This is a genomic window from Herbidospora sp. NBRC 101105 (assembly GCF_030269205.1).
In the GTDB taxonomy this organism is placed as follows: domain Bacteria; phylum Actinomycetota; class Actinomycetes; order Streptosporangiales; family Streptosporangiaceae; genus Herbidospora; species Herbidospora solisilvae.
Map to the genome: position 1 here is coordinate 2,014,156 of NZ_BSSX01000001.1, position 21,953 is coordinate 2,036,108.

Here is a 21,953-nt window from a genome sequence, read left to right on the forward strand (position 1 = left end):
TCCGCCGCACTGTCACGAATCGCGCCCGTTCCCCGTTCATCGCGCATGACGAAAACACCCCGCATCGCGGTCCTGGGAGCCGGATACACCGGACTGACGATCGCCCACCTGCTCGCCCGGCGCACCGCCGCCGAGGTCACGCTCGTCAACGACCGCGCCCACTTCGTGGAACGCATGCGCAACCACCAGGTCGCCGCCGGCCGCAAGACACGCCGCCTGCCGCTGCGCGACCTGCTCAGGGGATCTCGCGTCCGGCTGGTCGTCGACCGGGTCACCCGCCTGGACACGGCCGCCCGGCACGTCGAACTCGCCGGCGGCGCGGACCCCCTCGGCTACGACCTGCTGGTGTACGCCCTGGGCAGCCACGCCGACCTCGACGCCGTCCCCGGCGCCGCCGAACACGCCCACGCGGTGGCCGGCGTCGACCAGGCCGAGCGACTGCGCGAACGGCTGCGCGCCGCGGGCACCGTCGCCGTGGTCGGCGCCGGGCCGACCGGCCTGGAGACCGCCGCCGAACTGGCCGAGACCCACCCCGGCCACACCGTGCAACTGATCACCGCCGGGACACTGGGCCGCGAACTGACCGAACCGGGCCGCGACCACCTGCGCCGCGTCCTGGACCGCCTCGGCGTCCAGGTCTGGGAGCACACCGCCGTCGCCAAGGTCGACGCGGACGGCGTGCTGCTGGAGGACGGCCGCCACCTCGCCGCCGGCGCGGTCGCCTGGACCGCCGGGTTCACCGTCCCCGCCCTGGCCCGGCAGGCCGGCCTCGCCGTCGACGAGCACGGCCGCCTGCTCGTGGACGCCACCCTGCGCTCCCGCTCGCACCCCGAGGTGTACGGCATCGGCGACGCCGCCGCCGCCCGCACCAGGGAGGGCCACGTGCTGCGCATGGGCTGCGGACCCGGCGGCCTGGCCGGCGCGTGCGCCTTCCACGCCATCACCGCCCGCATGGCCGGACGCGACCCCAGGCCCCTGCGCGTCGAAGCCGACACCCTGTGCATCGGCCTCGGCGCGTGGGACGGCATCCTCCAGCACACCGGCCTCGACGGCGTCCCGCACGGCAGACCGCTGACCGGCCGCCGGGTGGCGCTCATCAAGAAGGCCGTCCTGCGCACCACGGGCCGCTACAACCCGCGCCACCCGGGCATCAGCGTGCTGGCCGCCCGCCAGGGCTGACCTGGCAACACGTCCGCCTCCATCACACGAGCCGTGGCCGAGCAGCGGCGAGGGACGACCACCTTCGGGCGGCGGCGCTGCTCGGCCAGCGGGACAGGTCAGCGCGGAGTCACGGCCTGGACTACGCCGCACCACACGAGACCATCCGGGGGGCCACGGCGTATGGGGTCACGCTCGTGTCTGGCGCTGGTGGCCGCCGGATCTGAGGCCACGGTGACGCGATTAGGACCTGGTCCGGAGCACGGGCCAGATCCACACCAGGTTGACCACGGCGCCGATCAGCGGGACCAGGCCCATCAGCCCGAGAATCCAGACGACCGGGCCGGGCACCGGCCAGTGAGGGAGCCCGGCCGCCGAGGTGCGGACGGCCCGGTTGAAGTTCTCCGGGTCGTAGGCGACATGGACGATCTGCCCCTCCTTCGGCGCCGGGCACACCGGGACGTCGCAGCCGGCCAGCCGCATCCGGTTGCTGACGACCTCGGCGCCCCGCACGGTGTAACGCACCCGGCCGTGGTACTCCACCTGTGAGCTGCCGTCATCGGTGTAGAGCACGCCGCTGCGGCGAACCTCCTCCACCGTGCCCGAGGTGACGACCGACCGGCGCGCGAAGGCGGTCTCCCCGGCGTACACGAAGGCCGCGACCCCGAAGGCGAGCGCGGAGACGCCCAGCCACGTGAGCACCTGCCAGCGGATGAATTCGCCGATCACTCCTCGACTATGCGGCACCTTCACGTGATCGTCTACGCCGTTTTGTGCCGTGCGTCTCAGCCCGCCGGCACCCGCACCGCCAGCACGACGATGTCGTCGACGTTGCCCTCGCCGACCGCCATCTCGTCGGCCAGCTCCTCCAGCAGGCCGGGCAGCGGACGGCCGGCGCGGCGCGACAGGGCGGCGAGCAGGTGGGCGGTCGCGGTGTCGAGGTCGACGCGGGGCGACTCGACCAGGCCGTCGGTGAACATCACCAGCAGCGTGCCGGGCGGCAGCAGCCGGGTCGACTCGGTGCGCCTGCTCCCCTCGGGCGGGTCCAGGGTCGGGAACAACATCAGGTCGTGGGCGGTCAGCTCCTCGGCCCGGCCGCCCGGGTGGACCAGGATCGGCGGCGGGTGCCCGGCGTTGGTCCAGGTCAGCTCCCAGCCGTCCGGGCGCGGGACCAGGTGGCCGTGCACGAGGCTGCCGGTCGCCTGCGGGAGCACGAGCCGGCAGGCGTGCTCCAGCGCCGTCACCGAGGTGGCCGGCCCGTGCCCGGGGTGGTCGACGTCGGCCTGGCGCAGCATGCTGCGCACCTGGCCCATCAGGGTCGCGGCCTGCATGTCGTGGCCGGTGATGTCGCCCACGGTGACCGCCAGCGGCCGGCGTCCCGACCCTTCCGGCAGGTCCAGGAAGTAGGCGTCGTACCAGTCGCCGCCGACCAGGTCGGCGGTCATCGCCGGACGGTAGAGCGCGGCGACCTCCAGGCCGGTCACCGGCGGCAGGTCGGTCAGCATCGCCCGCTGCAGCTGTTGGGCGACCGTCACCCGCTGGTGGAGCACGTGGGCGCGCTCGACCGCGCGGGCGGTGTAGCCGGCCACCGCCAGCAGGACGGCGCGTTCCTCGACGTCGAGCGGGTGCGGCCGGTCCCAGCCCAGCACCAGCACCCCGACCGGCCCCGCCACCCCCGGCAGCGGCACGCACACCGCCGACTTCAGCCCCAGGTCGGTGAACGCGGCCAGCGCCGCGTCGCCGTAGCCGTCGCGCAGGGCGGCCGGGTCGGTGAGCTCGACCATGCGCTCCCGCCGGAAGGCCTCGGAGGTCGGGCCGTGGGGGTCGACGTCGTACTGCCGGGCCAGGGTCTCGACCGTGCGGGGGATCTCGTCGTCGATGACGCGGCGCAGCCGGTCGTCCTCGGCCAGCACCAGGCCGACGTAGACCGGCTCCAGGTCGCTGCCCATCAGGCGCTGGACGCGCCGCCGGACGTCGAGCAGGCTGGTGGTGCCGGCCAGGTCGTCGGCCAGACGCAGCAGCAGCTCCGACCGCGACAACGCGGCCTGGGCCTGGACGAGGCGGTCGTGTCCGTCGCGTGTCATGGCCGGCCTCCCGGGTGTGCTCCCTCCTCACGGTCCCCTACCCGAAAAGCCGATCAGGTTGCCACGCCCATGGCGTGGCCGACGGTCGAGGGCTGGTTCACCATCGCGAGCATGGCGGCGGCCACGTCGGCACGCGGGATCGACAGGCCGCCGCGCAGGTTGCGGTCGGGGGCGGTGCGGTAGCGGGCGGTACCCGGTTTGTCGGTCAGGCGGGGCGGGCGGACAGCCGTCCAGTCCAGGCCGCTCTCGCGCAGCACGTCCTCGGCGGCCGACAGGTCGGCGTACACGGTGGGCATGGCCCGCTTGATGATCGGGGTCAGCACGTAGCGGGCGAACGGGCCCTCGCCCGGGTCGTGCTTGGGGGCGTCGGGATTGCCCGGGGTGGGGACGGTCGAGACGGGGGCGGCGCTGACGATGAGGATCCGGCGGGCGTGCGCGGCGTGCATGGCGGCCACGATGACGCGCGTCGCGGCCGTCACGACGCCGCGGTCGTGCTTGGGCGAGCGCGGCCCCACGCACGACAACACCCCGTCGGCGCCCTCGCAGGCCAGGATCAGCTCCTTCTTGTCGGGGGCGACGCGCAGGTCGGCGACCATGACGTGGTGGGGGTCGAGCGACAGGCGGGCGGCGTCGCGGACGACCACGGTGACCTCGTGGCCCGCCTCCATGGCCAGTCTGAGGCATTCGCTGCCGACTCCGCCGGTGGCGCCGAATATCGTGATCTTCACGGATTCCTCCGAAACGCGAATAGTATGAGAGTCGTATTATATGGTTTCAGTATCTTCCATCCAGGATGCGCTGCGCGCGTTGACCGCCCAGGTCTCGCTGCTCAACCAGCAGGTCGGCGGGCGGCTCGACCTGCGCCCGGTCGACCGCGACTGCCTCTACCTGATCTCCCGGCACGCCCCCATGACGCCCTCGGCGCTGGCCAAGCTGACCGGCCTGCACCCGGCGACCATGACCGGCGTGCTCGACCGGCTGGAGAAGGGAGGCTGGATCGCCCGCGAACGCGACCCGCACGACCGGCGCGCGGTGCTCATCCGCCCGCTCCCGCGCCGGGTCCCCGAGATCGTCTCTCTGTACGCCGGCATGACCCGTGCCCTCGACGAGATCTGCGCCGGCTACTCCCCCGAGGAGCGCGCCCTCCTCCTCGACTTCATCACCAAGGTCACCGACGCCGCTACCACGGCGAAAAATTCCCTATGACTCCCTATCAAAGGGAGTGATACGGTGTCTTCATGGACATCTTCACTTCCCCTGACGCCGGGCGCGCCCTCCTCGACCGCTACCGCGACCTCCTGGACACCTGGCCCGTCCCGGCCGAGCGGCTGACCGTCCCCACCACGCTCGGCGACACCTTCGTCCTGGCCTCCGGCCCGCCCGGCGCGCCGCCCGTGATCCTGGTCCACGGCGCGATGGCCAACTCCCTCACCTGGTACGGCGACATCGCCGCCTGGTCGGAGCACCACCGCGTCTACGCCGTCGACATCCCCGGCGAGCCCGGCCTGTCGGCCCCCAACCGGCCGCCGATCGGCGACTACCCGGGCTGGCTCGGCGAGGTCATGACCGGTCTGGGCGTCGAGTCGGCCACCGTCGTCGGCCTGTCGCTGGGCGGCTGGATCGCGACCGGCCTGGCGGTCCGCGACCCCCGCCGCGTCGAGCGGCTCGCGCTGATCTGCCCCGGCGGCATCGGCAGGGTCCGGCGCGGCCTCCTGCTGGTGGCGCTGCTGCTCCTGGCGCTCGGGCAGCGCAAGCGGTCGCAGAAGCTCATCCTGGGCGCCGACCTGAGCGGCACCGGATGGTTCGGCGAGTTCCACGACCGGATCAACCGCGACTTCAAGCCCCGCCGCACCGACCTGAGGATCTACACCGACGCCGAGCTCGCCGGCCTGACGATGCCGGTGCTCGTCATCGCGGGTGACCGCGACGCCCTCATCAACGGGCCGGAGACGGCGCGGCGGGTGCGCGCCAACGTGCCCAAGGCGGACGTCCGGCTGCTGCCCGGCGTCGGCCACCTGATCACCGGCCAGACCGGCACCGTCAACGAGTTCCTGGGATGACCCCGCCGCGCCACCGGCCCCGCCGAACCGGGTCGGTGTGCGCGGCGGCCACCACCAGCAGCAGCGGGACCACCGCCCACCACCAGCCGGACCCCACCGGAGCCCAGGTGCCGGCGCCGGCGGCCAGCAGGGGCGCGGCCCCCGCCAGCGCCACCGCCCGGCCCTCTGACCGGCCCCCTGACCGGCCCTCCGCGCGCCGCACCGCCCACCCCGCCCCGGCCAGCGCCAGCAGCAGCGCCGCCACCGCCTCCCCGGCCAGCGCGTCCGCCGGCCCCGGGGCACCGGCCAGCCACCAGGCCGCCCCCCACCCCCCGCCCGCCGCCGCGGCGGCCATCAGCGTGCGCGCCCACTGCCGCACCCAGCGCGGCACCGGTGTGGCGGCGGTCGTCGCGGCCATGCCGTCGACCAGCGTGAACGCCGCCGCCGCGGCGAGCACCGCGCCCGCCGACCGCACCACCGCCCCCGCGAACTCCGCCGGGACCAGCCAGGCCCCGGCGAGCACGAGCGGCGCCGTGATCCCGAGCGGCAGCCAGTCGGCCGCCCGCGCCAGCGGCACCGCGAGTGACACCGCCGGCGTCTTCATGCCGGCTCCCCGCACGCCCGGGAGTCGGTGACCGCCTTGATGCCCAGCAGGGGCGCGGCCCGGACGGTCGTGGTGGCCGGATCGGTGAGCACCGCCCAGTGCGCCCGCACCCGCCCGGCCGCCGCCGGGTCGCGGAGCAGCACGCGGGCGTTGACCAGGTCGGCGTCGCCGTAGACGGCGCCGTTCAGCCGTCCGGGGACGATGGCGGAACTGCCGGTCTCGGCCAGCGGGTACACGTGCCAGCCGTCGCCCGGCCGGATGGTCTCCGGAGGTGGCCCCCAGGTTCGCGGCGCGCTCTCCGCCAGCCCGGCGACCCGGCCGGTCAGCCACAACGCCACCACCGTGCGGGCCTGACCGCAGACCGGGCCCGGCTCCAGCCCGGCCGCGCCGTGGGCCTCCACGCCCGCCAGGCTCGTCTCGCTCACCCCCGTGCGCCAGACCAGCGGCAGCGAGCCGTGGAGGTCCTGGCGCAGCTCCGGAACCCGGGCCAGGGCCCCCGGCGGCACGACCGAGGTGATCGGGCGCAGCGCCGCGGCCCACCGCGCCACCCACGGCTGGTACCCCGGGCGCGGGCAGAAGGTCAGCCCGTCCCGGTCCTGGCACCCCGCCGGCGCGGGTTTGGGCAGGTAATCGGCCCGGGCCGCCACCGGGACCGCCACGGCCAGCGACACCGCGGCGAGGACCGCCGGGATCGGCCGCGGCCCGTGCCGGAGCACCGCCACCGCGCCCGCCGCGACCGCGAGCGCCACCAGATACGACAGGTGCGCCGCCGAGGGGCGCGGGCCGAGCGTCGCGTCGTGGGTGGCGACCCACGGGAGCGCCCAGCCGCCGTACTCGCCCCGGGGATTGGCGAAGATCAGGAACGCGAAGCCGAAGATCACCAGCAGGGGGGTGAAGGGCCAGGGCGTCCAGCGGGCCAGCGCCGCGCCGAGGGTCGCCGCCAGCGCGGTCAGGGCCAGGCCGTTGAGGGCCTCCCAGCCGTCGAAGGTCCCGGCGGCGGGGCCGCGCAGCAGGGCGTACCCGACCAGAGGGGCGATCACCGAGGCGGCGGCCAGCGCCCCGGCGACCGGGGCGGCGAGCAGCACCGCGCGGGTGCGCGCGGCGGCCCGTGCGGGCAGCGCGCCCAGGGACTCCGGCAGGCCGCCCCTGCGGTCGCGGCCCGCCGCCAGGTTCGCGGCCACCAGCACCGCCCCGGCCACCAGCGTGGACGCCGTCACCGCGCGCAACGTCACGAACGTCAGATCGGGCCACCACGACGACGCGCGCAGCCCCTCCACGGCCACCGCGACCACGACGGCCGCCCAGATCAGCGGGTTGCGCGCCATCCGCCGCAGCTCGAACACGGCCAGCGTCATGCCCGCACCCCCTGCGCGCCGAGCAGCAGCAGGTAGCCGTCCTCGACGCCCGGCTCGCCCGGCACCGCCGACGGCGGCCGGTCGCCGAGGGAGCGGTAGCGGCCGTCGGGGGTGCGCCAGAACGTCCCGTCCGGCGGAGTCGTGGTCAGCCAGACCCGCCCGGACGCCTTGGCGGCCAGCTCGCCCGGCGTGCCCTCGAACACCACCGACCCCGTCCTCAGCACCACGACGCGTTCGCACAACGTCGTGACGTCCTCGGTCTGGTGGGTCGACAACACGACGGTCCGGCTCGCGCCCAGCTTCGACAGCAGCGCCCGGAACCGCATCCGCTGCTCCGGGTCCAGGCCCACCGTCGGCTCGTCCAGGACGATCAGATCGGGCTCGCCCAGCAACGCCTGGGCGAGCGCGAGCCGCTGCCGCATGCCGCCCGACAACCTGCGGACCTTCGTGCGGGCGCGGTCGCTCAGGTCGACCTCGGCCAGCACCCGCCGCACCTCGTCGTGCCGGGCCCGCCGGTCGTGCATCTCCTTCAGGATCGCGACGTACTCCACCAGCTCGAACGCGGTGAAATGCGGGTAGACGCCCGGATCCTGCGGCAGGTAGCCCAGACGGCGGCGCAGCGCCCGCCGCTGCTCCCGGTCGGCCGGGTCGAGCCCGAACGCCCGCACGCCGCCCTCGTCGGGCGCCAGCGTGGTCGCCAGAATCCGGATCAGCGTGGTCTTCCCGGCCCCGTTCGGGCCGAGCAGGCCCGTCACGCCGGTGCCGAACGCCAACGACACCCGGTCGAGCGCGGTCCGGCGGCCGAACCGCCGGGTCAGATCGCAGACGGTCAGAGTCGGTTCCATCGACGTGCCCCCAGATAGACGAACGGAATCAGAGCCATCGCGTACGCGGCCTGCGCGGGCGCGCCGAACAGCGCCTCCCGGCCGGCCAGCACCGCCACCAGCCACCCGGCGGCCAGCAGCGCCGACACACGCTGCGGCGCCAGGCGCGCGCCGAAGGCGAGCGCGGCCCCCGTCAGGGCCAGCGACGGCAGCAGCCAGGCCGCGGTGAACCCGGGCAGCGCCGGGGTCGCCGCCCCGGTGACCAGCAGCGCCGTCACCAGCACCGCCAGCGCGCGCAGCAGCAGCACCCGCGTGCGGCGGATCGGCGCGGCGCCCGTGATCTCGTGCAGCGCGTCGATCCGCGCGCCGTAGGCGGCGGCGATGCCGAGCAGCGGCAGCACCGGCGCCACCGCCAGGAAGACGAGCATCGACCGGTCGGCGGCGTGCGCGGCGGCCACCGCGAACGCCAGCGCGCCGGCCACCCCCAGCAACCACGAACGGGTCAGCCCCGGCGTGGCCGCCAGGAACACCGCCACGTGCTCGGGCACCCCCAGCGCGGTCAGCAGCCGCGTCAGCGGGCGCGGCCGGGGCCGGTCGACGACGTCGGCGACCGCCGCCCAGCTCGCCTCCAGCCACGCCTCCTCCGCGGGGAAGGCGGCCTGACAGGCCGGGCACGACGCCACGTGGGCCTCCACCGACATCGCCGTGGCCTCCGGCAGGCCCCCGCCCAGATAGGCCGCCCGCAGGTCGTCGGGCACGTGCCACCCGTTCATGTGAGCAACTCCCTCAGCCGGGCCTTGGCCCGCATGACGCGGGTCTTCACGGTGCCTTCCGGGACGCCGAGCAGCCGCGCGGCCTCCTTCACGGTCAGGCCGTCCAGGACGGTGGCCCGGATCGCCGCCCGCAGGTCGGGCGAGAGCCGGTTCAGCGCCGTCCCGAGGTCGCCGTGCTCGACCGCGCGCAGCACCAGGTCCTCGGCCGACTCGGTCGCGGTGACCTCGGCGGTGACCGGGACGGGCCGTCCGCGCAGCGCGCTGACCAGCTTGCGGATCGCGATCGTCCACAACCACGCCCCCGCCGCGCCGTCGGCGGGGCGGTAGCGGCCCGCGTCCCGCCAGACCGCGACGAAGGTGTCCTGCACGGCGCTCTGCACCAGGTCGGGGTCGCCGCACCGGCGGACCAGCCGGGCCCGCAGCCAGGGCGCGTGCCGGTGGTGCAGCACACGCAGCGCCTCAAGCCGGCCCTCGGCCACGGCGGCCAGCAGGGCGGCGTCGCTGTCGGGGCTCATGTCTCCTCTATCGCGACCGGCGGGGAGAAAGGTTCTGCTCCGAGTGGAACAAATCAGGTGAAGTCCCAACGAGGCAGCCGCTACCGTCATGATCGTGACCAAGCTCAACCAGATCCTGGCCGTCGAGAAGGGCGTCAAGGCCGACGTCCAGCGCAAGGTGACGGACGCCAACACCCTCATCCAGAAGGCGCCGCTGCTGTCGGGCATCTCGCGCACCTACCAGCCGATCGACGACGAGGGCGAGCAGCTGCCGCCCGAGTCGACGCGCGTGCAGGTGCAGGCCGAGCAGGTGCTGCGGGACGTCACGGTCACCCTGACCCGGCTGTTCGACGTGACCGCGACCAAGGACGTCGCCAACTGCTCGGCCAAGGCCGACATCGTCGTCGACGGCGCCACCCTGGTCCGCGACGTGCCGGTGACCTACCTGCTCTTCCTCGAGAAGCAGCTCGCCGACCTGCACGGCCTCATCTCCCGGCTGCCCACGCTCGACCCGTCGGAGACCTGGTCGCTCGACGGCAACACCGACACCTGGCGCACCGAGCCGGTCCGCACCACCCGGACCAAGAAGGTGCCGCGCAACCACGTGCTGGCCGAGGCGACCGACAAGCACCCGGCCCAGGTCCAGGTCTTCACCGAGGACGTCGTCGTCGGCTACTGGACGCGCGTCGCCTTCTCCGGCGCGCTGCCCCAGCGGCGCGTCAACGAGCTGCTGACCCGGCTGACCAAGCTGCAGGAGGCGGTGAAATTCGCCCGCGAGGAGGCCAACGGCACCCAGATCACCGACCAGCGGGTCGGGGAGGCGCTGTTCGGCTACCTGCTCGGGTGACCCCAAGGACCCCCGCCCGGAAGGGCGGGGTGCGCGATGAGCGCAAGCTGAAACTGAAGCATCACGACTGAACGACGGTGACAGCGCAGGTTCGAATCCTGCCCCCTGCATCTCTCGCGGGGGTGGCCCAACCGGTAGAGGCAGCCGTTCAAACTCAGGCTCTCGCTCCAGACTCAGCATTGCCGCCGGTCGCCGGAGCGACCGGTCACGGACGGAAGTCGTCAGGTTGCGGGTTCGAATCCCACCGGGTGCTCTCCCTGCGCCCGTAGCTCAACGGAAGAGCGGACGACATGATCGTGATCCGTGGCCTTCAAAGGTTCCGGCGCCGCGATGTGGCGGCGTAACGGCCCCCGGGATTCAGGGTATTTCCTGGGGGCCACCGCCTTTTCGCCGGCCGGTGTCAGCCGCGCCGGCGCAGTTCCTCGTTCATGGCCAGCGCCTCGGCGAGCTGGTCTTCCAGGATGATGATGCGGCACGCCGCGTCCACCGGGGTGCCGGCGTCGACGAGTTCGCGGGCGCGGGCGGCCAGCCGGAGCTGATAGCGGGAGAAACGGCGGTGACCTCCCTCGCTGCGCAGCGGCTCGATCAGCTTGGCGGCGCCGAGACTGCGCAGGAAGGCCGGGGTGACCCCCAGGATCTCGGCGGCCCGGCCCATGCTGTAGGCGGGATAGTCGTCATCGTCGAAGCGTTGTTCTGAGGCTGACGCCTGATGTGCTTGATCCACTCAACCTTCCTGAAAACGCGAACAGGGGCCCCGGCGCGGTGATGCGCCGGGGCCCAGAGGGTTTAACACCATCCACCGGCCGTGTCGGCCGGTTCACCTATGTGCGTGGATCGCGTATGCGTGACCGTAGACCACCATCCTGTTCATGGAGCTCCGGTACCCGTGCGGCCGCAAGCGGCCTGCGACGGGCGATCCCTGATGGCGTTCAACACTCCTTTCCGGTTATCTCTGCATTCCTGCAATGGCGGCGCGTCCACCGTCCCGGCCCTGTCTGACTTCGCCGGCCGCGACGGTCCGACCTTCCGCCTCCTCCGCATCGTTACTGCTTCCACGCTCGTCCAGGCAGGTCGTCGTGATGCTCGTACTGCGCTGCCCTCGTGGATCCTTCTCTTACGCTGACACAAACGTTATCCCCCACGCGGCCGAATGTCTATCGTCGCGACTACAGATTTTCTTCCTTCTCCCGGTCAAGGATCAGGTGGTCCCGGAGTGCGGCGGCCAGGTCGCCGGCCGCCCGGATCTGCGCGGGTGTGAGCCCGTCGACGAACAGTTCGCGGATGGCGCGCAGGTGCGGGACCGTCGCCCGGTGGAAGGCGGCGGCGCCCTCCTCGGTGAGCACGGCCTCCGCGCCCCGGTTGTCCTCGGTGCAGTTCTCCCGCCTGATCAGGCCGCGCCGGTCCATGCGCCCGAGGTGGTGGGACAGGCGGCTGCGTTCCCAGCCGATCGTCGCCGCCAGCTCCGAGGAGCGCAGGCGGCCGTTCTCGGCCTCGCTCAGCGCGAGCAGGACGCTGTAGTCGCCCGTCGACAGACCCGACTCGCTCAGCAGCCGGGCGGCCGTCGCGGCTCGCAGCGCCTCCGTCGTCTCGATGAAATCCCGCCAGATCCGCAGCTCCTCCCGGGTGGGGAAGCGGCCTCTGCGCTGCGTCAACGTCGTCTCCTCCCCGCCGGGAATATAATTGACACGTCAATCATTTCCGATCATATGACGTTGAGGCACGACATGTTCGAACTAGGGCTGAACTCCTTCGGGGAGGTCGCCACGGACGGCGGGCGGACCCTGTCCGACGCCGAGACCGTGCGGCTGATCGTCGAGGAGGCCCGGCTCGCCGAGGCGTCCGGGCTCGACGTGTTCAGCCTGGGCGAGCACTACCGCGAGGGCCACACCGACTCGGCCACGCCGGTGCTGCTGGCCGCCATCGCCACCGCCACCGGCCGCATCGCGCTCGGCACCTCGGTGACCGTGCTCAGCACCAACGACCCGGTGCGGCTCTACCACGAGTTCGCCACCCTCGACGCGGTGTCGGGCGGCCGGGCCCGCATCGTGCTCGGCCGCGCCTCGGCCACCGAGTCGTTCCCGCTGTTCGGCTACGACCTGGCCGACTACGAGCGGCTGTTCGAGGAGAAGCTCGACCTGTTCGTCCGGCTGGAGCGCGAGGAGGAGGTGACCTGGTCGGGCACGGTCAGAACCCCTCTGGTCCGGTACGCCGCCCGCCCCCGCATGCGCCCGGGAGGCATCCCCACCTGGATCGGCGTCGGCGGCAGCCCCGGCTCGGTGCTCCGCGCCGCCCGCCACGGCCTGCCGCTCATGATGGCGGTCATCGGCGGGCGGCCCCAGCGGTTCGCCGGCAACGTCGACCTCTACCTGACCGCGCTGCGGCGCGCGGGCCGGCCGGAGCTGCCGATCGGGCAGCACTCCCTGGGCCTGGTCGCCGACACCGACGAAGAGGCCAGGGAGACCTGGTGGACGTACTGGCAGCCGGTCGTCGCGGCGCTGGCGGCCGAACGCGGCTTCTACGCCCCCACCCGCGACCGCTTCGAAGCCGAACTCGACCACGGCGCCCTGTACGTCGGCTCCCCCGAGACCGTCGCGAGGAAGATCGCCAGAACCGCCCGCGACCTGCGGCTCAGCCGCTTCGACCTCAAGTACGACATCATGCGTCTCCCCCGCGACGCCCGAGCCCGCACGATCGAGCTGCTCGGCCGCGACGTCGCCCCCCGTGTCCGTGAACTCCTCTCCTCCTCGCAGAAAAGAAGCGCATGACCGACATCACCTTCGGCCTGGACACCTTCGGCGACGTGCCGTCGGACGACTCCGGCGCCCCGCTGTCCCACGCCGCGGCCATCCGCCAGGTCCTCGACGAGGCCGTGATCGCCGACGAGCTCGGCGTCGACGTGATCGCGCTGGGCGAGCACCACCGCCCCGAATACTCGATCTCCACGCCCGAGACCGTGCTGGCCGGCATCGCCACCCGCACCTCGCGCATCCGCCTGGCCTCCGGCGTGACCGTGCTGAGCTCCGACGACCCCGTCCGGGTGTTCCAGCGCTTCGCGACGGTCGACGCGCTGTCGAACGGCCGGGCCGAGGTGATCCTCGGACGCGGCTCCTTCACCGAGTCGTTCCCGCTGTTCGGCTACGACCTGGCCGACTACGACAAGCTGTTCGAGGAGAAGATCGAGCTGTTCGTCAAGCTCCTCGACGAACGGCCCGTCACCTGGAGCGGCACCGTCCGCGCCCCGCTCGACCAGGCCGACGTCTACCCCAAGACCGAGTCGGGCCGTCTGTCGACGTGGGTGGGCGTCGGCGGCTCGCCCCAGTCGGTCGTCCGCACCGCCCACTACGACCTGCCGCTGATGCTCGCCATCATCGGCGGCGCCCCCGACCGCTTCGCCCCCTACATCGACCTCTACAAGCGGGCCGCCGAGCAGTTCGGCACCACCGCCCACCCGGTCGGCATGCACTCGCCGGGGTTCGTCGCCGACACCGACGAGGAGGCGCGCGAGGGGTTCTGGCCGGGCTACAAGGTGATGCGCGACCGGATCGGGGCCACCCGCGGCTGGCCGCCGATCAGCCGGTCGGAGTACGACGCCGAGATCGCCCACGGCTCCCTCTACATCGGCTCGCCCGAGACGGTCGCCCGCAAGATCGCCAAGGCGGTCGGCACGCTCGGCGTCGCCCGGTTCGACCTCATCTACAGCGTCGGCCCGCAGCCGGTCGGCGCCCGCACCAAGGCCGTGGAGCTGTTCGGCGGCAAGGTCATCCCGATGGTCCGCGACCTCCTGGGCGACCGGTCATGAGCCCCGTACAGACGATCGGCGTCCTCGGGGCGGGCAAGGTCGGCACCGTCCTGGCCCGGCTGGCGCTGGCGGCCGGATACCGTGTGCTGATCGCGGGCTCCGGCGACCCCGCCAAGATCGCCCTCATCGTCGAGGTGCTCACCCCCGGCGCGACCGTGGTCACGGCGCGGGAGGCGGCGGCCGGGGCCGACGTGGTCGTGCTGGCCCTGCCGCTCGGCAAGCACCGCGACATCCCGGCGCGGGCGCTCGACGGCAAGCTCGTCGTCGACGCGATGAACTACTGGTGGGAGGTCGACGGCGTCCGCGACGACCTGACCGACCCGCGCACCACCACCAGCGAGATCGTCCAGGAGTTCCTGCCGGGCGCGCGGGTGGTCAAGGCGTTCAACCACATGGGCTACCACGACCTGGAGGACGGCGCGCTGCCCTCGGGCGCGCCCGGCCGCCGGGCCATCGCCGTCGCCGGGGACGACCCCGGCGACGTGGCGGTCGTCGCCGGGATCGTCGACGCCCTCGGCTTCGACCCGGTCATCGCCGGGCCGCTGGCCGAGGGCGTGCGGATGGAGCCGGGAACCGAGCCGTTCGGCGCCAACGTCGAGGCCGCCGAACTGCGCGCGATGCTGGCCCGGTTCCCCGAATCGGAGCGCGGACGCGCCCGTCACCAGGCGGTCGCGCCGCCGTCGACCATGTAGTTGGCGCCCGTGATGTAGGCCGCCCGGTCGGAGGCGAGGAAGACCACCAGCTCGACGATCTCCTCCGGCCGGGCGAACCGCTTGAGCAGCGTCTTGCGCGTGATCGCCTCGCGGGCCGCCTGGTCGTCGCCCAGGTCCCGCTCGCTGGCCGGGGTCAGCACCGGCCCCGGGCTGACGGCCACCGCCCGGATCCCGTGCGGAGCCCCTTCGAGCGCGAGCTGGCGGGTCATGCCGATGACCCCGGCGTTCGCCGCGGCGTGCGCGACCATCGGCGGCACCTCGCCGGCGATCAGGCCGGCCATCGACGCCACGTTGACGATGACGCCGCCGCCGCGCGCGACCAGGTGCGGCCAGGCGAACTTCGACACGAAGAAGGGGATGTCGAGCTCGCCCGCGATGGTGGTGTGCCAGTCGTCGACCGAGAAGCCGGGCAGCGGCCCGAAACGCGGCAGGGCCGCGTTGTTGTAGACGACGTCGAGCCCGCCGTAGGCCGCGACCGCCTCCTCGACGACCCGGCGCGCCTGCCCGGGGTCGGTCAGGTCGATCGGCGCGACGCCCGTCATCTCCCCGCCCGCCCGGCGCACCAGCGCCACCGTCTCGTCGTTGGCGGCGGTCTGGATGTCACACCCGACCACCTTCGCGCCCTCGCGGGCGAAGGCCAGCGCGGCGACCCGTCCCTGCCCTCCGGCGGTGCCGGTGATCAGCACGACCTTCCCGTTCAGTGATCCCATCGAGTCCTCCCCGAGTAATAGTTGCTTCGTCAAAAAAGTACATTACTTCTTTCGTGAAGCAACTACCATGTGGGGATGACCACACGACCGCTCTCCCCCGACGAGGACGCCCTGGTCCGCGCGCTGCCCCGGCTCATGTACGCCCTCCCCCGGGCCATCGACGCCGACATGGTGCGCGAACAGCAGCTCCCGCTGATCGAGTGGACCGCCCTGATGCGCCTGTCGGAGGCCCCTCGGCGGCGGATGCGGATGGGCGAGCTCGCCACCGCGTGCGAGTTGTCGCTGAGCGGCATGACCCGCATCGCGAACGTGCTGGAGAGACAGGGCCTGATCGAACGCGTCAGGAGCGACGAGGACGCCCGCGGCTGGAACGCCGTCATCACCGACGCGGGGCTGGCCCGCCTCGAACGGGCCTGGCCGACCAACCTGGCCAGCCTGCGGCGGCACCTGCTCGACCACCTCGACGGCATCGACGTCGCCCGCCTGGCCCGCGCCATCGGGAACGTCGCCCTCGCCGACTGAGCCCATCTTCCCGATTTGTTCGCCATCATGAAGGACAACGGGAGGGGACAGGTTGACCCTGGGGGTACCGGCCGCCGGCAGGACGGCCGACACACTGCGTTATCCGCCGGGATCCTTGGTGATCCTGACCGGCCTGCCGGGCGCCGGGAAGACCACACTGCTGCGCCGCCTCTACGCCCTCAGCGGCGAGGAGACCCGGCCCGTCGACAGGGGCGGCCTGACCGTCATCGACAGCTACCAGTCGCGGCTCCACTGGAGGGGCCGCATCCCATGGGCGCCCAAACCGGTGCGCACCGCGATCACCTGGGTCACCCACATGTCCCGCATCTCCCGGGCCATGCGCACCGGCCCGGTGATCGCCCACAACCGGGGCTGCGGCGTCTTCCCCCTCTACGTGCTGGCCTGGCTGGCCGTCCGGCGCGGCACCCGGCTGCACCTGCTGATGCTCGACACCCCGCCCCACCTGGCGAAGGCCGGGCAGCGGTCGCGGGGACGGGTGGTGCCCGAGGCCGCCTTCGGCCGGCATCTGCGCAGGTGGGGGCGGCTGCTTGGCCGCGTACAGGAGGGCGAGCCCGCGCCCGCCCTCACGGCCCACGTGCTGACCCGGGACGAGGCCGACCGGCTCAAAGAGGTCAGGTTCGACCGCTGAGCCGCTCGACCGTCGCCGCGGCGATGGCCTCGACACGGCGGCCGTAGGCCTCGGCGCCGTCGAACACGAAACTGCCGCCGACGACGGGCAGCGCGCTGAAGGAGGCCCGGAAGCCCGTCGCCGCCGCGCCCGGCGGCAGCGGCGCGTAGGTCTCGAAGGGCGTCATGTCATAGCCCTGGCGTGAGGTGTGCCGGTTGCGCGCGACCTGGTGGGCCGCGACCCGGACCACCGCGTCGACCCCCTGGTCGAGCAGCAGTTGCAGCCACCGGAACTGCACGTCGAAGTGCTTCGCGTGGCCCTCGGCCGGGTGTTGCAGCAGGTAGGAGCAGACGACGGGGTTGTGCCAGCGGTACATGTCCGGGTCGGCCTGCTCCTCGGCCAGGATCGCGTAGTAGTAGTCGGCGCACCGGCCCAGCGGCCCGGCGGGCGCCCCGCAGTCACAGTGATCCGTCATGGCCTGGATCATAGGTGAGTGGACGACCGTGACGTGCTCTACCGCCGGGTGGCCGCCGACCTGCGCGAGGCCGTCGCGGGCGGGGTCTACGGCTCCGACGGCCGGCTCCCGGCCGAGTCGGCGCTGGCCGAGCACTACGGCGTCTCCCGCGGCACGAGCCGGCAGGCCCTGGCGCTGCTGCGGGCCGGCGGCGTGGTCACCTCGCGGCGCGGCACCCGCCGGGTGGTCCTCGGCGCGGCCCCGGCGCAGAGCTTCGCCGAACTGCTGAGCTTCACCACCTGGGCCCGCTCGATCGGCGAGGAGCCCGGCGGGATGCTCGAATCGCTGACCGTCCGGCCCGGCCACGAGGAGGAGCTGACCCGGCTGCGGCTGCGCGCGGGCACCGAGGTGTACGCCGCCCTCCGGGTGCGGACCCTGTCGGGGCGCCCCGTGATGATCGAACGCACCTGCTATCCGGCCCGGGTCGGCCAGATCGTGGCCCGGCTGCCGGCCGACACGGTGTCGTACACCGAACGGCTGCTCGGCCACGGCATCGTCTTCGCCGACGCCGAGCACACCATCGACCTGGCCTTCGCCGACCCCGACGACGCCCGGCTGCTCGGTTGCCCCGAGGGCGCCGCGCTGCTGCGCGAACGCCGCCGCACCACCGACCCGGCCGGGCGGCCGGTGGAGTGGTCCGAAGACCGCTACCTGCCCGGGACGGTGGCGTTCACCGTGCACAACTCGATCGCGACCTCGACGTTGTCGCGGTTGCGGTCAGCGGCGCAGCAGCGGGGCCAGCAGCGGCCGGAAGTGGCCGAAACCGGGGGTCGCCGCGCCCGCGACCTTGGCCTCGTCGTCCCAGCGCCGGACCGCCACCGCGTCGGCCGCGCCCGGCAGCGCCGCGAACGCGGCGGCCTCCTCCTCGCTCATCGGGCCGCCCTGCACCTGGAGGGTGAACTCCGAGGCCGCCGACAACCGGGCCCGGTAATCGGGTTCGACCGCGCACAGGTAACGCTTGGCGGCGACGTGCAGCCGGACCGGCTCGGTCACCTCCGGCCCGAACCAGCGGGCCGGCACCTGCGCGCCGGTGTGGCCGTGCCGGTTGTCGACGCCCGACATCAGCTCCGCGCCCCCGTCGAGGTGGCCGATGTCGTGCAGCAGCGCCGCCGCGACCAGGTGCGCGGGCGCGCCGGCCGCCTCGGCGAGCGCGGCGGCCTGAAGCATGTGCCCGGCCATCGTGACGGCCTCGCCCAGGTAGTCGCCGGTGCCGGGGCCGGTGAAGAGGGCGTCGAGCTCGTCGAGCGCCGCCGTCCGGCGCAGCACCGCCAGCGTGCTCGCCAGGCCGTCGAGGTCGGCGTACACACCCTGCAGGTGCCGCGCGCCGCTCTGCTCGAAGGCGGTGCGGGCGTGCAGGAGCCGGGTGTTGTCGAAGATCAACTTTGCGGGGCGAGATGTCCGGAAGGTGAAATTCCGTTGAGCGGGACCGGCCCGGTTCGTGAGGCTGGGGTGCGTGGTGCTGTTCGGGATCGTCGTGGTGGGGGCGTCCGTGCAGCGGCTCGCCGGAATCGGGTTCGCGCTGGTCGGCGTGCCCGCGATGGTGCTCCTGCTGGGCCCCGCCGACGGGGTGCGGCTGGCCAACTGCGGCGCGCTGGTCATCAGCGCCGCCGGGCTCGTCGGCACCTGGCGGTCGGTCCGGCCGGGCGCGATGATCCCCTTGGTCGTCGCGGCGGCGGCGACCGTACCGGCCGGCGCCTGGATCGCCCGCGGCCTGCCCGAACCCGCGCTGCTGGCCGTCACCGGAGCGCTGGTCAGCGCCGCCGCGTTGCTCGTGATGAGCGGGGTCCGGGTGCGATCGCTCCGCGGGCGCGGGGGCGCGGTCGCGGCCGGCGCCGCGAGCGGGTTCCTCAACGCCTCGGCCGGGGTGGGCGGCCCCGCCGTCTCCCTGTACGCCGTCAACGCCGGCTGGACGGTACGCGAGTTCGTCCCCAACGCCCAGTTCTACGGCGTCGTCGTGAACGTCTTCTCGATCGCCGCCAAGGGACTCCCCCGGCTCAGCGCGCCGACGTGGGCCCTGGTCGGCGCCGGGATCGCGGCCGGGCTGGCGGTCGGCTCGCTGCTGGCCCGGCACGTGCCCGAACGCCCCGCCCGGTGGGTCGTCCTGTCGCTCGCGCTGGCCGGCGGCCTCACGACCCTGGCGAAGGGCCTGCAGGGCTGACGGCGGCGCTGCCCCGCGTGTGGAACGACCACGGGGTGCGGACCGGCGGGAAGTTGTAGCGGTGCACGCCGGTGACCGTGAACCCGCCGCGCTCCAGCAGGGCGACGGTGTCGCGGCCGGTGTGGCAACCACCCGCGAGCGGGGGCCAGATCGTGGCGTCGAGGGCGCGCTGCATGCGTACAAGACCGGGGGTGTCGGCCTTTCCGTGCTCCAGGAACCGCAGCTCGCCACCGGGCCTGAGCACCCGCCGCGCCTCGGCCAGCGCCTGGCCGACGTCCGGGATCGAGCACAACACCAGGCAGAACACCACGGCGTCGGCGCTCGCGTCGAGCGCCGGCAACCGGCCCGCCGCCCCCGCGCTCACCTCGACCGGCACCGGCGCCGCCGCGGCCGCGGCGGCGGCGTGCCGCCGCAGCAGGGCCTCCGGCTCCACCGCCAGAACCCGCGTGACGGCCGGCGGATAGTGGGCGAAGTTCGCGCCGTCCCCCGCCCCGACCTCCACCACCTGCCCCGACAACCCCGCGAGCAGGGCACGGCGGTGCTCGGCCATGCCGCGACGGTCCATGGTCTGCCGCAGACGCGGCCACATCCGGGCGAAGAGCTTGGGCATGACTCCATTAGACCCACGCATAAGATCGTCCGCATGGCGACGAGGCTGGTGCAGATTCACATGAAAGCCGCGGACGACGAAGCGGTCGGCCGTTTCTGGGCGCAGGCCCTCGGCTGGGGCATGTCCAGCGAAGGACCGGGCGTCACCAACCTCGAACCCGAGGGCTTCGTCTACCCCGACCCGACGGCCGTCTGCATCGACGTCGTCCACGACCCCAACCCCAAGACGGTCAAGAACCGCGTCCACCTCGACCTCGCCACCACCTCGGCCGCCCACCAGGCCGACCTGGTCGCCCTCCTCCGCTCCCTCGGCGCGACCCCGATCGACGTGGGCCAGGGCGACGTGCCCTGGACGGTTCTTGCCGACCCCGAGGGCAACGAGTTCTGCGTCCTGGAACCCCGGGAGCTCTACCGCGACACCGGCCCGGTCGCCGCCGTCGTCGTCGACTGCGCCGACCCGCGCGCCATGGCACGCTTCTGGGACGCGGCGATCGACTGGACCCTCCACGAGGTCACCGACGACCACGCCCGCCTGCGCTCGGCCAAGGGCGTCGGCCCCTACCTGGAGTTCATCCGCACTCCCGACGTGAAGACCGTGAAGAACCGCGTCCACCTCGACCTGCGCCCCTACCCCGGCGACGAACAGGCCGCCGAAGCGGCCCGCATCCGCGCACTCGGCGCCGTCGACATCAACATCGGCCAGGTCGACGTGCCGTGGACCGTCTTCGCCGACCCCGAGGGCAACGAGTTCTGCGTGCTGACCCCGATGTAAACCGTTTGTGCTCCGGATCGGCGTGGCCGTAGGTTGCCTGCGGCCCCAGCCGTGAAGACATGAGGACACCCGCGTGACCCCGCCTGCTTTCCAGATCTGACACGTAATTCCGCGCACCGTCAGCCGACCCCGCGGTCGGCTCCGCCGGGCTGCCCGTTTTGAGCGCCCGGTCACACGGCGTTCGAGGCCGCGCGCAATCGGCCTCGTGTCAGATCCAGAGAGACCATGTCTTCACAACCTCATATCGTGCTGCCCTGGACCGTCCGCCGGACCAGGCTGCCGCTGCTGTCACTACGCTGCGTCGACTGCGGGACGCGGTCCTTCACCACTGGGGCGGGACGCTTCCGGGTCAATGCCAACGGGAAGTTGCTGGACGTGTGGCTGCTGGTCCGGTGCGTGTCCTGCGACCGGACGAGCAAGCTGACCGTTCACGAGCGGGTGCCGGTCAGGTGCCTGGAGGCGGACGCGCTTCGGGGCTACCGCGACAACGATCCCCGCCTGGTGGCCACGACGTTGCTCGATCCACTGTTCGCCCACCGGAACCGGATCGGGCTCGACTGGGCCGGGGCCTGGCGGCTCTACGGCCCTTCGATACCGCTCGACGGGGTTTGGCCGGTTCGGGTGGAGGTGGGCTTCGACGATCCGGTGCCGGTGCGGGCGGATCGGCTCATCGCCGCTGGGCTTGGTCTCAGCCGGAGGGAGGTGGGGCGCCGGGTGAAGTGTGAGGTGTCGCTGCGGCGTTCGGTGAGCAGCGGGTTCTCCTTTACGGTGCTGGCCACCGATTAGTGGTGATCCGGGGGCGGTTTCGTGGATGGGGCCGCCCCCGGGATACTGATCATCTGCGGGTTGGCCGCAGTACTGCAACGCATCCGCGTCGCCGCATCGGCGGCGGCCGACGAGTTCGGCCGCCGAGAAAGCCTGTAGCTCCCGCGCGAATTGCGCCTACCTTCGATCCCGCAAGATCCGGCACACCATCGCCGAACCAGCCGATCAGAAGGCCAACCGCCGCCGTCCAGGCCCGCAGCTCCCCCACCAATTGCGCCTACCTTCGATCTCGCAAGATCCGGCTCATCACTCCCGAACCAGCCGATCAGAAGGCCAACTGCCGTCGGCGCGACCCTCTCGGCGGCCGCCCGACCGGCTACGACCCCGCACGAGACGCGGGCCGTAAGGTGGTCGAGCGGGCGATCAACCGGCTCAAACAGTTCCGTGCCGCAGCGACCCGCTACGACTGTGAGGATCGAAGGGTGCCGCCTCGGGTGGTGGTCTGACCCGCGTTACGACTGGCCCATGTGCCCTGTGTTTGATCTGTCGGCCATCACCCGGGACGGCGCTCGCTGCCGCCGGACC

26 protein-coding genes, 1 tRNA gene and 1 pseudogene are annotated in these 21,953 nt (G+C 73.2%); 14 read left to right on the plus strand and 14 right to left on the minus strand.

The annotated features are described in order from the left end of the window. Positions 1-45: 45 nt before the first annotated feature. Complete coding sequence (locus tag QSK34_RS08955; RefSeq protein ID WP_285581937.1) at positions 46-1,179, plus strand: NAD(P)/FAD-dependent oxidoreductase; 1,134 nt, start codon at positions 46-48, stop codon at positions 1,177-1,179. A gap of 222 nt (positions 1,180-1,401) precedes the next feature. Here the strand turns inward: QSK34_RS08955 and QSK34_RS08960 are convergent, their stop codons facing one another. From QSK34_RS08960 to QSK34_RS08970, 3 genes are read right to left on the minus strand one after another with little or no spacing between them, the layout of a single operon-like run. After that, positions 1,402-1,887 carry a DUF3592 domain-containing protein gene (locus tag QSK34_RS08960; protein ID WP_285581939.1) on the minus strand — a complete coding sequence of 162 codons (486 nt, stop codon included), beginning with the start codon at positions 1,885-1,887 and terminating at the stop codon, positions 1,402-1,404. Positions 1,888-1,943: 56 nt separating this feature from the next. After that, a complete protein-coding gene (locus tag QSK34_RS08965) occupies positions 1,944-3,242 on the minus strand; it encodes a PP2C family protein-serine/threonine phosphatase (protein ID WP_285581941.1) in 1,299 nt (432 codons plus the stop codon). Positions 3,243-3,295: 53 nt separating this feature from the next. After that, on the minus strand, positions 3,296-3,970 hold the full coding sequence (locus QSK34_RS08970; RefSeq protein ID WP_285581943.1) for an NAD(P)-dependent oxidoreductase: 675 nt from the start codon (positions 3,968-3,970) through the stop codon (positions 3,296-3,298). Positions 3,971-4,010: 40 nt separating this feature from the next. On the opposite strand from QSK34_RS08970, the gene QSK34_RS08975 reads away from it, so the two are divergent. Together QSK34_RS08975 and QSK34_RS08980 are read left to right on the plus strand one after the other, a co-directional pair. Beyond that, complete coding sequence (locus QSK34_RS08975) at positions 4,011-4,448, plus strand: MarR family winged helix-turn-helix transcriptional regulator (RefSeq protein ID WP_285581946.1); 438 nt, start codon at positions 4,011-4,013, stop codon at positions 4,446-4,448. Between the two features lie 32 nt (positions 4,449-4,480). Then, positions 4,481-5,302, plus strand: coding sequence for an alpha/beta fold hydrolase (locus QSK34_RS08980; RefSeq protein WP_285581948.1), 822 nt, complete (start codon positions 4,481-4,483; stop codon positions 5,300-5,302). Here the strand turns inward: QSK34_RS08980 and QSK34_RS08985 are convergent. Genes QSK34_RS08985 through QSK34_RS09005 form a run of 5 tightly spaced genes read right to left on the minus strand, consistent with a single transcriptional unit; the run spans position 5,283 to position 9,352 of the window. Then, on the minus strand, positions 5,283-5,885 hold the full coding sequence (locus tag QSK34_RS08985; RefSeq protein ID WP_285581949.1) for a hypothetical protein: 603 nt from the start codon (positions 5,883-5,885) through the stop codon (positions 5,283-5,285). The genes QSK34_RS08980 and QSK34_RS08985 overlap by 20 nt on opposite strands. After that, complete coding sequence (locus QSK34_RS08990) at positions 5,882-7,240, minus strand: hypothetical protein (RefSeq protein WP_285581951.1); 1,359 nt, start codon at positions 7,238-7,240, stop codon at positions 5,882-5,884. The genes QSK34_RS08985 and QSK34_RS08990 overlap by 4 nt, the downstream gene beginning before the upstream one ends. Continuing rightward, a complete protein-coding gene (locus QSK34_RS08995) occupies positions 7,237-8,085 on the minus strand; it encodes an ATP-binding cassette domain-containing protein (protein ID WP_285581954.1) in 849 nt (282 codons plus the stop codon). Before QSK34_RS08995 ends, QSK34_RS08990 begins: the two co-directional genes overlap by 4 nt. Continuing rightward, positions 8,070-8,837: a zf-HC2 domain-containing protein gene (locus QSK34_RS09000; protein WP_285581956.1), complete on the minus strand. Its 768-nt coding sequence runs from the start codon at positions 8,835-8,837 to the stop codon at positions 8,070-8,072. Before QSK34_RS09000 ends, QSK34_RS08995 begins: the two co-directional genes overlap by 16 nt. Continuing rightward, a complete protein-coding gene (locus QSK34_RS09005; protein WP_285581958.1) occupies positions 8,834-9,352 on the minus strand; it encodes an RNA polymerase sigma factor in 519 nt (172 codons plus the stop codon). Before QSK34_RS09005 ends, QSK34_RS09000 begins: the two co-directional genes overlap by 4 nt. A gap of 94 nt (positions 9,353-9,446) precedes the next feature. Here QSK34_RS09005 and QSK34_RS09010 point away from each other — a divergent pair, with 94 nt between their 5' ends. Together QSK34_RS09010 and QSK34_RS09015 are read left to right on the plus strand one after the other, a co-directional pair. Beyond that, entirely contained in the window at positions 9,447-10,178 is a 732-nt protein-coding gene (locus QSK34_RS09010; RefSeq protein WP_030453828.1) for a DUF7873 family protein, read from the plus strand. Between the two features lie 42 nt (positions 10,179-10,220). Then, positions 10,221-10,288: transfer RNA gene (locus QSK34_RS09015), tRNA-OTHER, on the plus strand. Between the two features lie 290 nt (positions 10,289-10,578). Here the strand turns inward: QSK34_RS09015 and QSK34_RS09020 are convergent. Next, positions 10,579-10,833: a MerR family transcriptional regulator gene (locus tag QSK34_RS09020; protein WP_285582078.1), complete on the minus strand. Its 255-nt coding sequence runs from the start codon at positions 10,831-10,833 to the stop codon at positions 10,579-10,581. Positions 10,834-11,344: 511 nt separating this feature from the next. Beyond that, positions 11,345-11,830 (minus strand): MarR family winged helix-turn-helix transcriptional regulator, encoded by a 486-nt coding sequence (locus QSK34_RS09025; protein ID WP_161477679.1) that lies wholly within the window; start codon positions 11,828-11,830, stop codon positions 11,345-11,347. 72 nt (positions 11,831-11,902) lie between these two features. Here QSK34_RS09025 and QSK34_RS09030 point away from each other — a divergent pair, with 72 nt between their 5' ends. Genes QSK34_RS09030 through QSK34_RS09040 form a run of 3 tightly spaced genes read left to right on the plus strand, consistent with a single transcriptional unit; the run spans position 11,903 to position 14,669 of the window. Next, positions 11,903-12,943 carry an LLM class flavin-dependent oxidoreductase gene (locus QSK34_RS09030; RefSeq protein ID WP_285581963.1) on the plus strand — a complete coding sequence of 347 codons (1,041 nt, stop codon included), beginning with the start codon at positions 11,903-11,905 and terminating at the stop codon, positions 12,941-12,943. Next, positions 12,940-13,977: an LLM class flavin-dependent oxidoreductase gene (locus QSK34_RS09035; protein ID WP_161477677.1), complete on the plus strand. Its 1,038-nt coding sequence runs from the start codon at positions 12,940-12,942 to the stop codon at positions 13,975-13,977. The genes QSK34_RS09030 and QSK34_RS09035 overlap by 4 nt, the downstream gene beginning before the upstream one ends. Then, positions 13,974-14,669 carry an NADPH-dependent F420 reductase gene (locus QSK34_RS09040; RefSeq protein WP_285581966.1) on the plus strand — a complete coding sequence of 232 codons (696 nt, stop codon included), beginning with the start codon at positions 13,974-13,976 and terminating at the stop codon, positions 14,667-14,669. Before QSK34_RS09035 ends, QSK34_RS09040 begins: the two co-directional genes overlap by 4 nt. Here QSK34_RS09040 and QSK34_RS09045 read toward each other — a convergent pair. Further along, the gene (locus QSK34_RS09045) at positions 14,636-15,400 is read right to left on the minus strand and encodes an SDR family NAD(P)-dependent oxidoreductase (protein WP_285581968.1); all 765 of its coding nucleotides are present in this window, start codon (positions 15,398-15,400) and stop codon (positions 14,636-14,638) included. The genes QSK34_RS09040 and QSK34_RS09045 overlap by 34 nt on opposite strands. 75 nt (positions 15,401-15,475) lie before the next feature. On the opposite strand from QSK34_RS09045, the gene QSK34_RS09050 reads away from it, so the two are divergent. After that, positions 15,476-15,922, plus strand: coding sequence for a MarR family winged helix-turn-helix transcriptional regulator (locus tag QSK34_RS09050; RefSeq protein ID WP_285581971.1), 447 nt, complete (start codon positions 15,476-15,478; stop codon positions 15,920-15,922). 118 nt (positions 15,923-16,040) lie between these two features. Next, entirely contained in the window at positions 16,041-16,571 is a 531-nt protein-coding gene (locus QSK34_RS09055) for an ATP-binding protein (protein ID WP_285581973.1), read from the plus strand. On the opposite strand, the gene QSK34_RS09060 is transcribed toward QSK34_RS09055, so the two are convergent. After that, a complete protein-coding gene (locus tag QSK34_RS09060; protein ID WP_285581974.1) occupies positions 16,555-17,025 on the minus strand; it encodes a DUF5946 family protein in 471 nt (156 codons plus the stop codon). The genes QSK34_RS09055 and QSK34_RS09060 overlap by 17 nt on opposite strands. A gap of 48 nt (positions 17,026-17,073) precedes the next feature. Between QSK34_RS09060 and QSK34_RS09065 the strand changes: the two are divergent. Next, positions 17,074-17,655 (plus strand): annotated as a pseudogene (locus QSK34_RS09065) (GntR family transcriptional regulator); the annotation flags it as partial. 126 nt (positions 17,656-17,781) lie between these two features. Here the strand turns inward: QSK34_RS09065 and QSK34_RS09070 are convergent. Beyond that, positions 17,782-18,444, minus strand: a complete 663-nt coding sequence (locus QSK34_RS09070; RefSeq protein ID WP_285581976.1) for an HD domain-containing protein — start codon at positions 18,442-18,444, stop codon at positions 17,782-17,784. A gap of 73 nt (positions 18,445-18,517) precedes the next feature. On the opposite strand from QSK34_RS09070, the gene QSK34_RS09075 reads away from it, so the two are divergent. Continuing rightward, positions 18,518-19,222: a sulfite exporter TauE/SafE family protein gene (locus QSK34_RS09075; protein WP_285581978.1), complete on the plus strand. Its 705-nt coding sequence runs from the start codon at positions 18,518-18,520 to the stop codon at positions 19,220-19,222. Here QSK34_RS09075 and QSK34_RS09080 read toward each other — a convergent pair. Next, the gene (locus QSK34_RS09080; RefSeq protein ID WP_285581980.1) at positions 19,191-19,832 is read right to left on the minus strand and encodes a class I SAM-dependent methyltransferase; all 642 of its coding nucleotides are present in this window, start codon (positions 19,830-19,832) and stop codon (positions 19,191-19,193) included. The two genes, QSK34_RS09075 and QSK34_RS09080, sit on opposite strands and share 32 nt — an antisense overlap. A 33-nt stretch (positions 19,833-19,865) precedes the next feature. Between QSK34_RS09080 and QSK34_RS09085 the strand changes: the two genes are divergently transcribed. Further along, positions 19,866-20,603, plus strand: a complete 738-nt coding sequence (locus tag QSK34_RS09085) for a VOC family protein (protein ID WP_285581982.1) — start codon at positions 19,866-19,868, stop codon at positions 20,601-20,603. A gap of 246 nt (positions 20,604-20,849) precedes the next feature. Continuing rightward, positions 20,850-21,389, plus strand: a complete 540-nt coding sequence (locus tag QSK34_RS09090) for a DUF1062 domain-containing protein (protein WP_285581983.1) — start codon at positions 20,850-20,852, stop codon at positions 21,387-21,389. Positions 21,390-21,953 lie beyond the last annotated feature (564 nt).

Bases quoted from the DNA above. Each gene is read 5' to 3' on its own strand.
- QSK34_RS08955 (WP_285581937.1), top strand. From the start codon at position 46: ATGACGAAAACACCCCGCATCGCGGTCCTGGGAGCCGGATACACCGGA.
- QSK34_RS08965 (WP_285581941.1), bottom strand. From the start codon at position 3,242: ATGACACGCGACGGACACGACCGCCTCGTCCAGGCCCAGGCCGCGTTG.
- QSK34_RS08975 (WP_285581946.1), top strand. From the start codon at position 4,011: ATGGTTTCAGTATCTTCCATCCAGGATGCGCTGCGCGCGTTGACCGCC.
- QSK34_RS08980 (WP_285581948.1), top strand. From the start codon at position 4,481: ATGGACATCTTCACTTCCCCTGACGCCGGGCGCGCCCTCCTCGACCGC.
- QSK34_RS08985 (WP_285581949.1), bottom strand. From the start codon at position 5,885: ATGAAGACGCCGGCGGTGTCACTCGCGGTGCCGCTGGCGCGGGCGGCC.
- QSK34_RS08990 (WP_285581951.1), bottom strand. From the start codon at position 7,240: ATGACGCTGGCCGTGTTCGAGCTGCGGCGGATGGCGCGCAACCCGCTG.
- QSK34_RS08995 (WP_285581954.1), bottom strand. From the start codon at position 8,085: ATGGAACCGACTCTGACCGTCTGCGATCTGACCCGGCGGTTCGGCCGC.
- QSK34_RS09000 (WP_285581956.1), bottom strand. From the start codon at position 8,837: ATGAACGGGTGGCACGTGCCCGACGACCTGCGGGCGGCCTATCTGGGC.
- QSK34_RS09005 (WP_285581958.1), bottom strand. From the start codon at position 9,352: ATGAGCCCCGACAGCGACGCCGCCCTGCTGGCCGCCGTGGCCGAGGGC.
- QSK34_RS09020 (WP_285582078.1), bottom strand. From the start codon at position 10,833: ATGGGCCGGGCCGCCGAGATCCTGGGGGTCACCCCGGCCTTCCTGCGC.
- QSK34_RS09030 (WP_285581963.1), top strand. From the start codon at position 11,903: ATGTTCGAACTAGGGCTGAACTCCTTCGGGGAGGTCGCCACGGACGGC.
- QSK34_RS09035 (WP_161477677.1), top strand. From the start codon at position 12,940: ATGACCGACATCACCTTCGGCCTGGACACCTTCGGCGACGTGCCGTCG.
- QSK34_RS09040 (WP_285581966.1), top strand. From the start codon at position 13,974: ATGAGCCCCGTACAGACGATCGGCGTCCTCGGGGCGGGCAAGGTCGGC.
- QSK34_RS09045 (WP_285581968.1), bottom strand. From the start codon at position 15,400: ATGGGATCACTGAACGGGAAGGTCGTGCTGATCACCGGCACCGCCGGA.
- QSK34_RS09050 (WP_285581971.1), top strand. From the start codon at position 15,476: ATGACCACACGACCGCTCTCCCCCGACGAGGACGCCCTGGTCCGCGCG.
- QSK34_RS09060 (WP_285581974.1), bottom strand. From the start codon at position 17,025: ATGACGGATCACTGTGACTGCGGGGCGCCCGCCGGGCCGCTGGGCCGG.
- QSK34_RS09080 (WP_285581980.1), bottom strand. From the start codon at position 19,832: ATGCCCAAGCTCTTCGCCCGGATGTGGCCGCGTCTGCGGCAGACCATG.
- QSK34_RS09085 (WP_285581982.1), top strand. From the start codon at position 19,866: ATGGCGACGAGGCTGGTGCAGATTCACATGAAAGCCGCGGACGACGAA.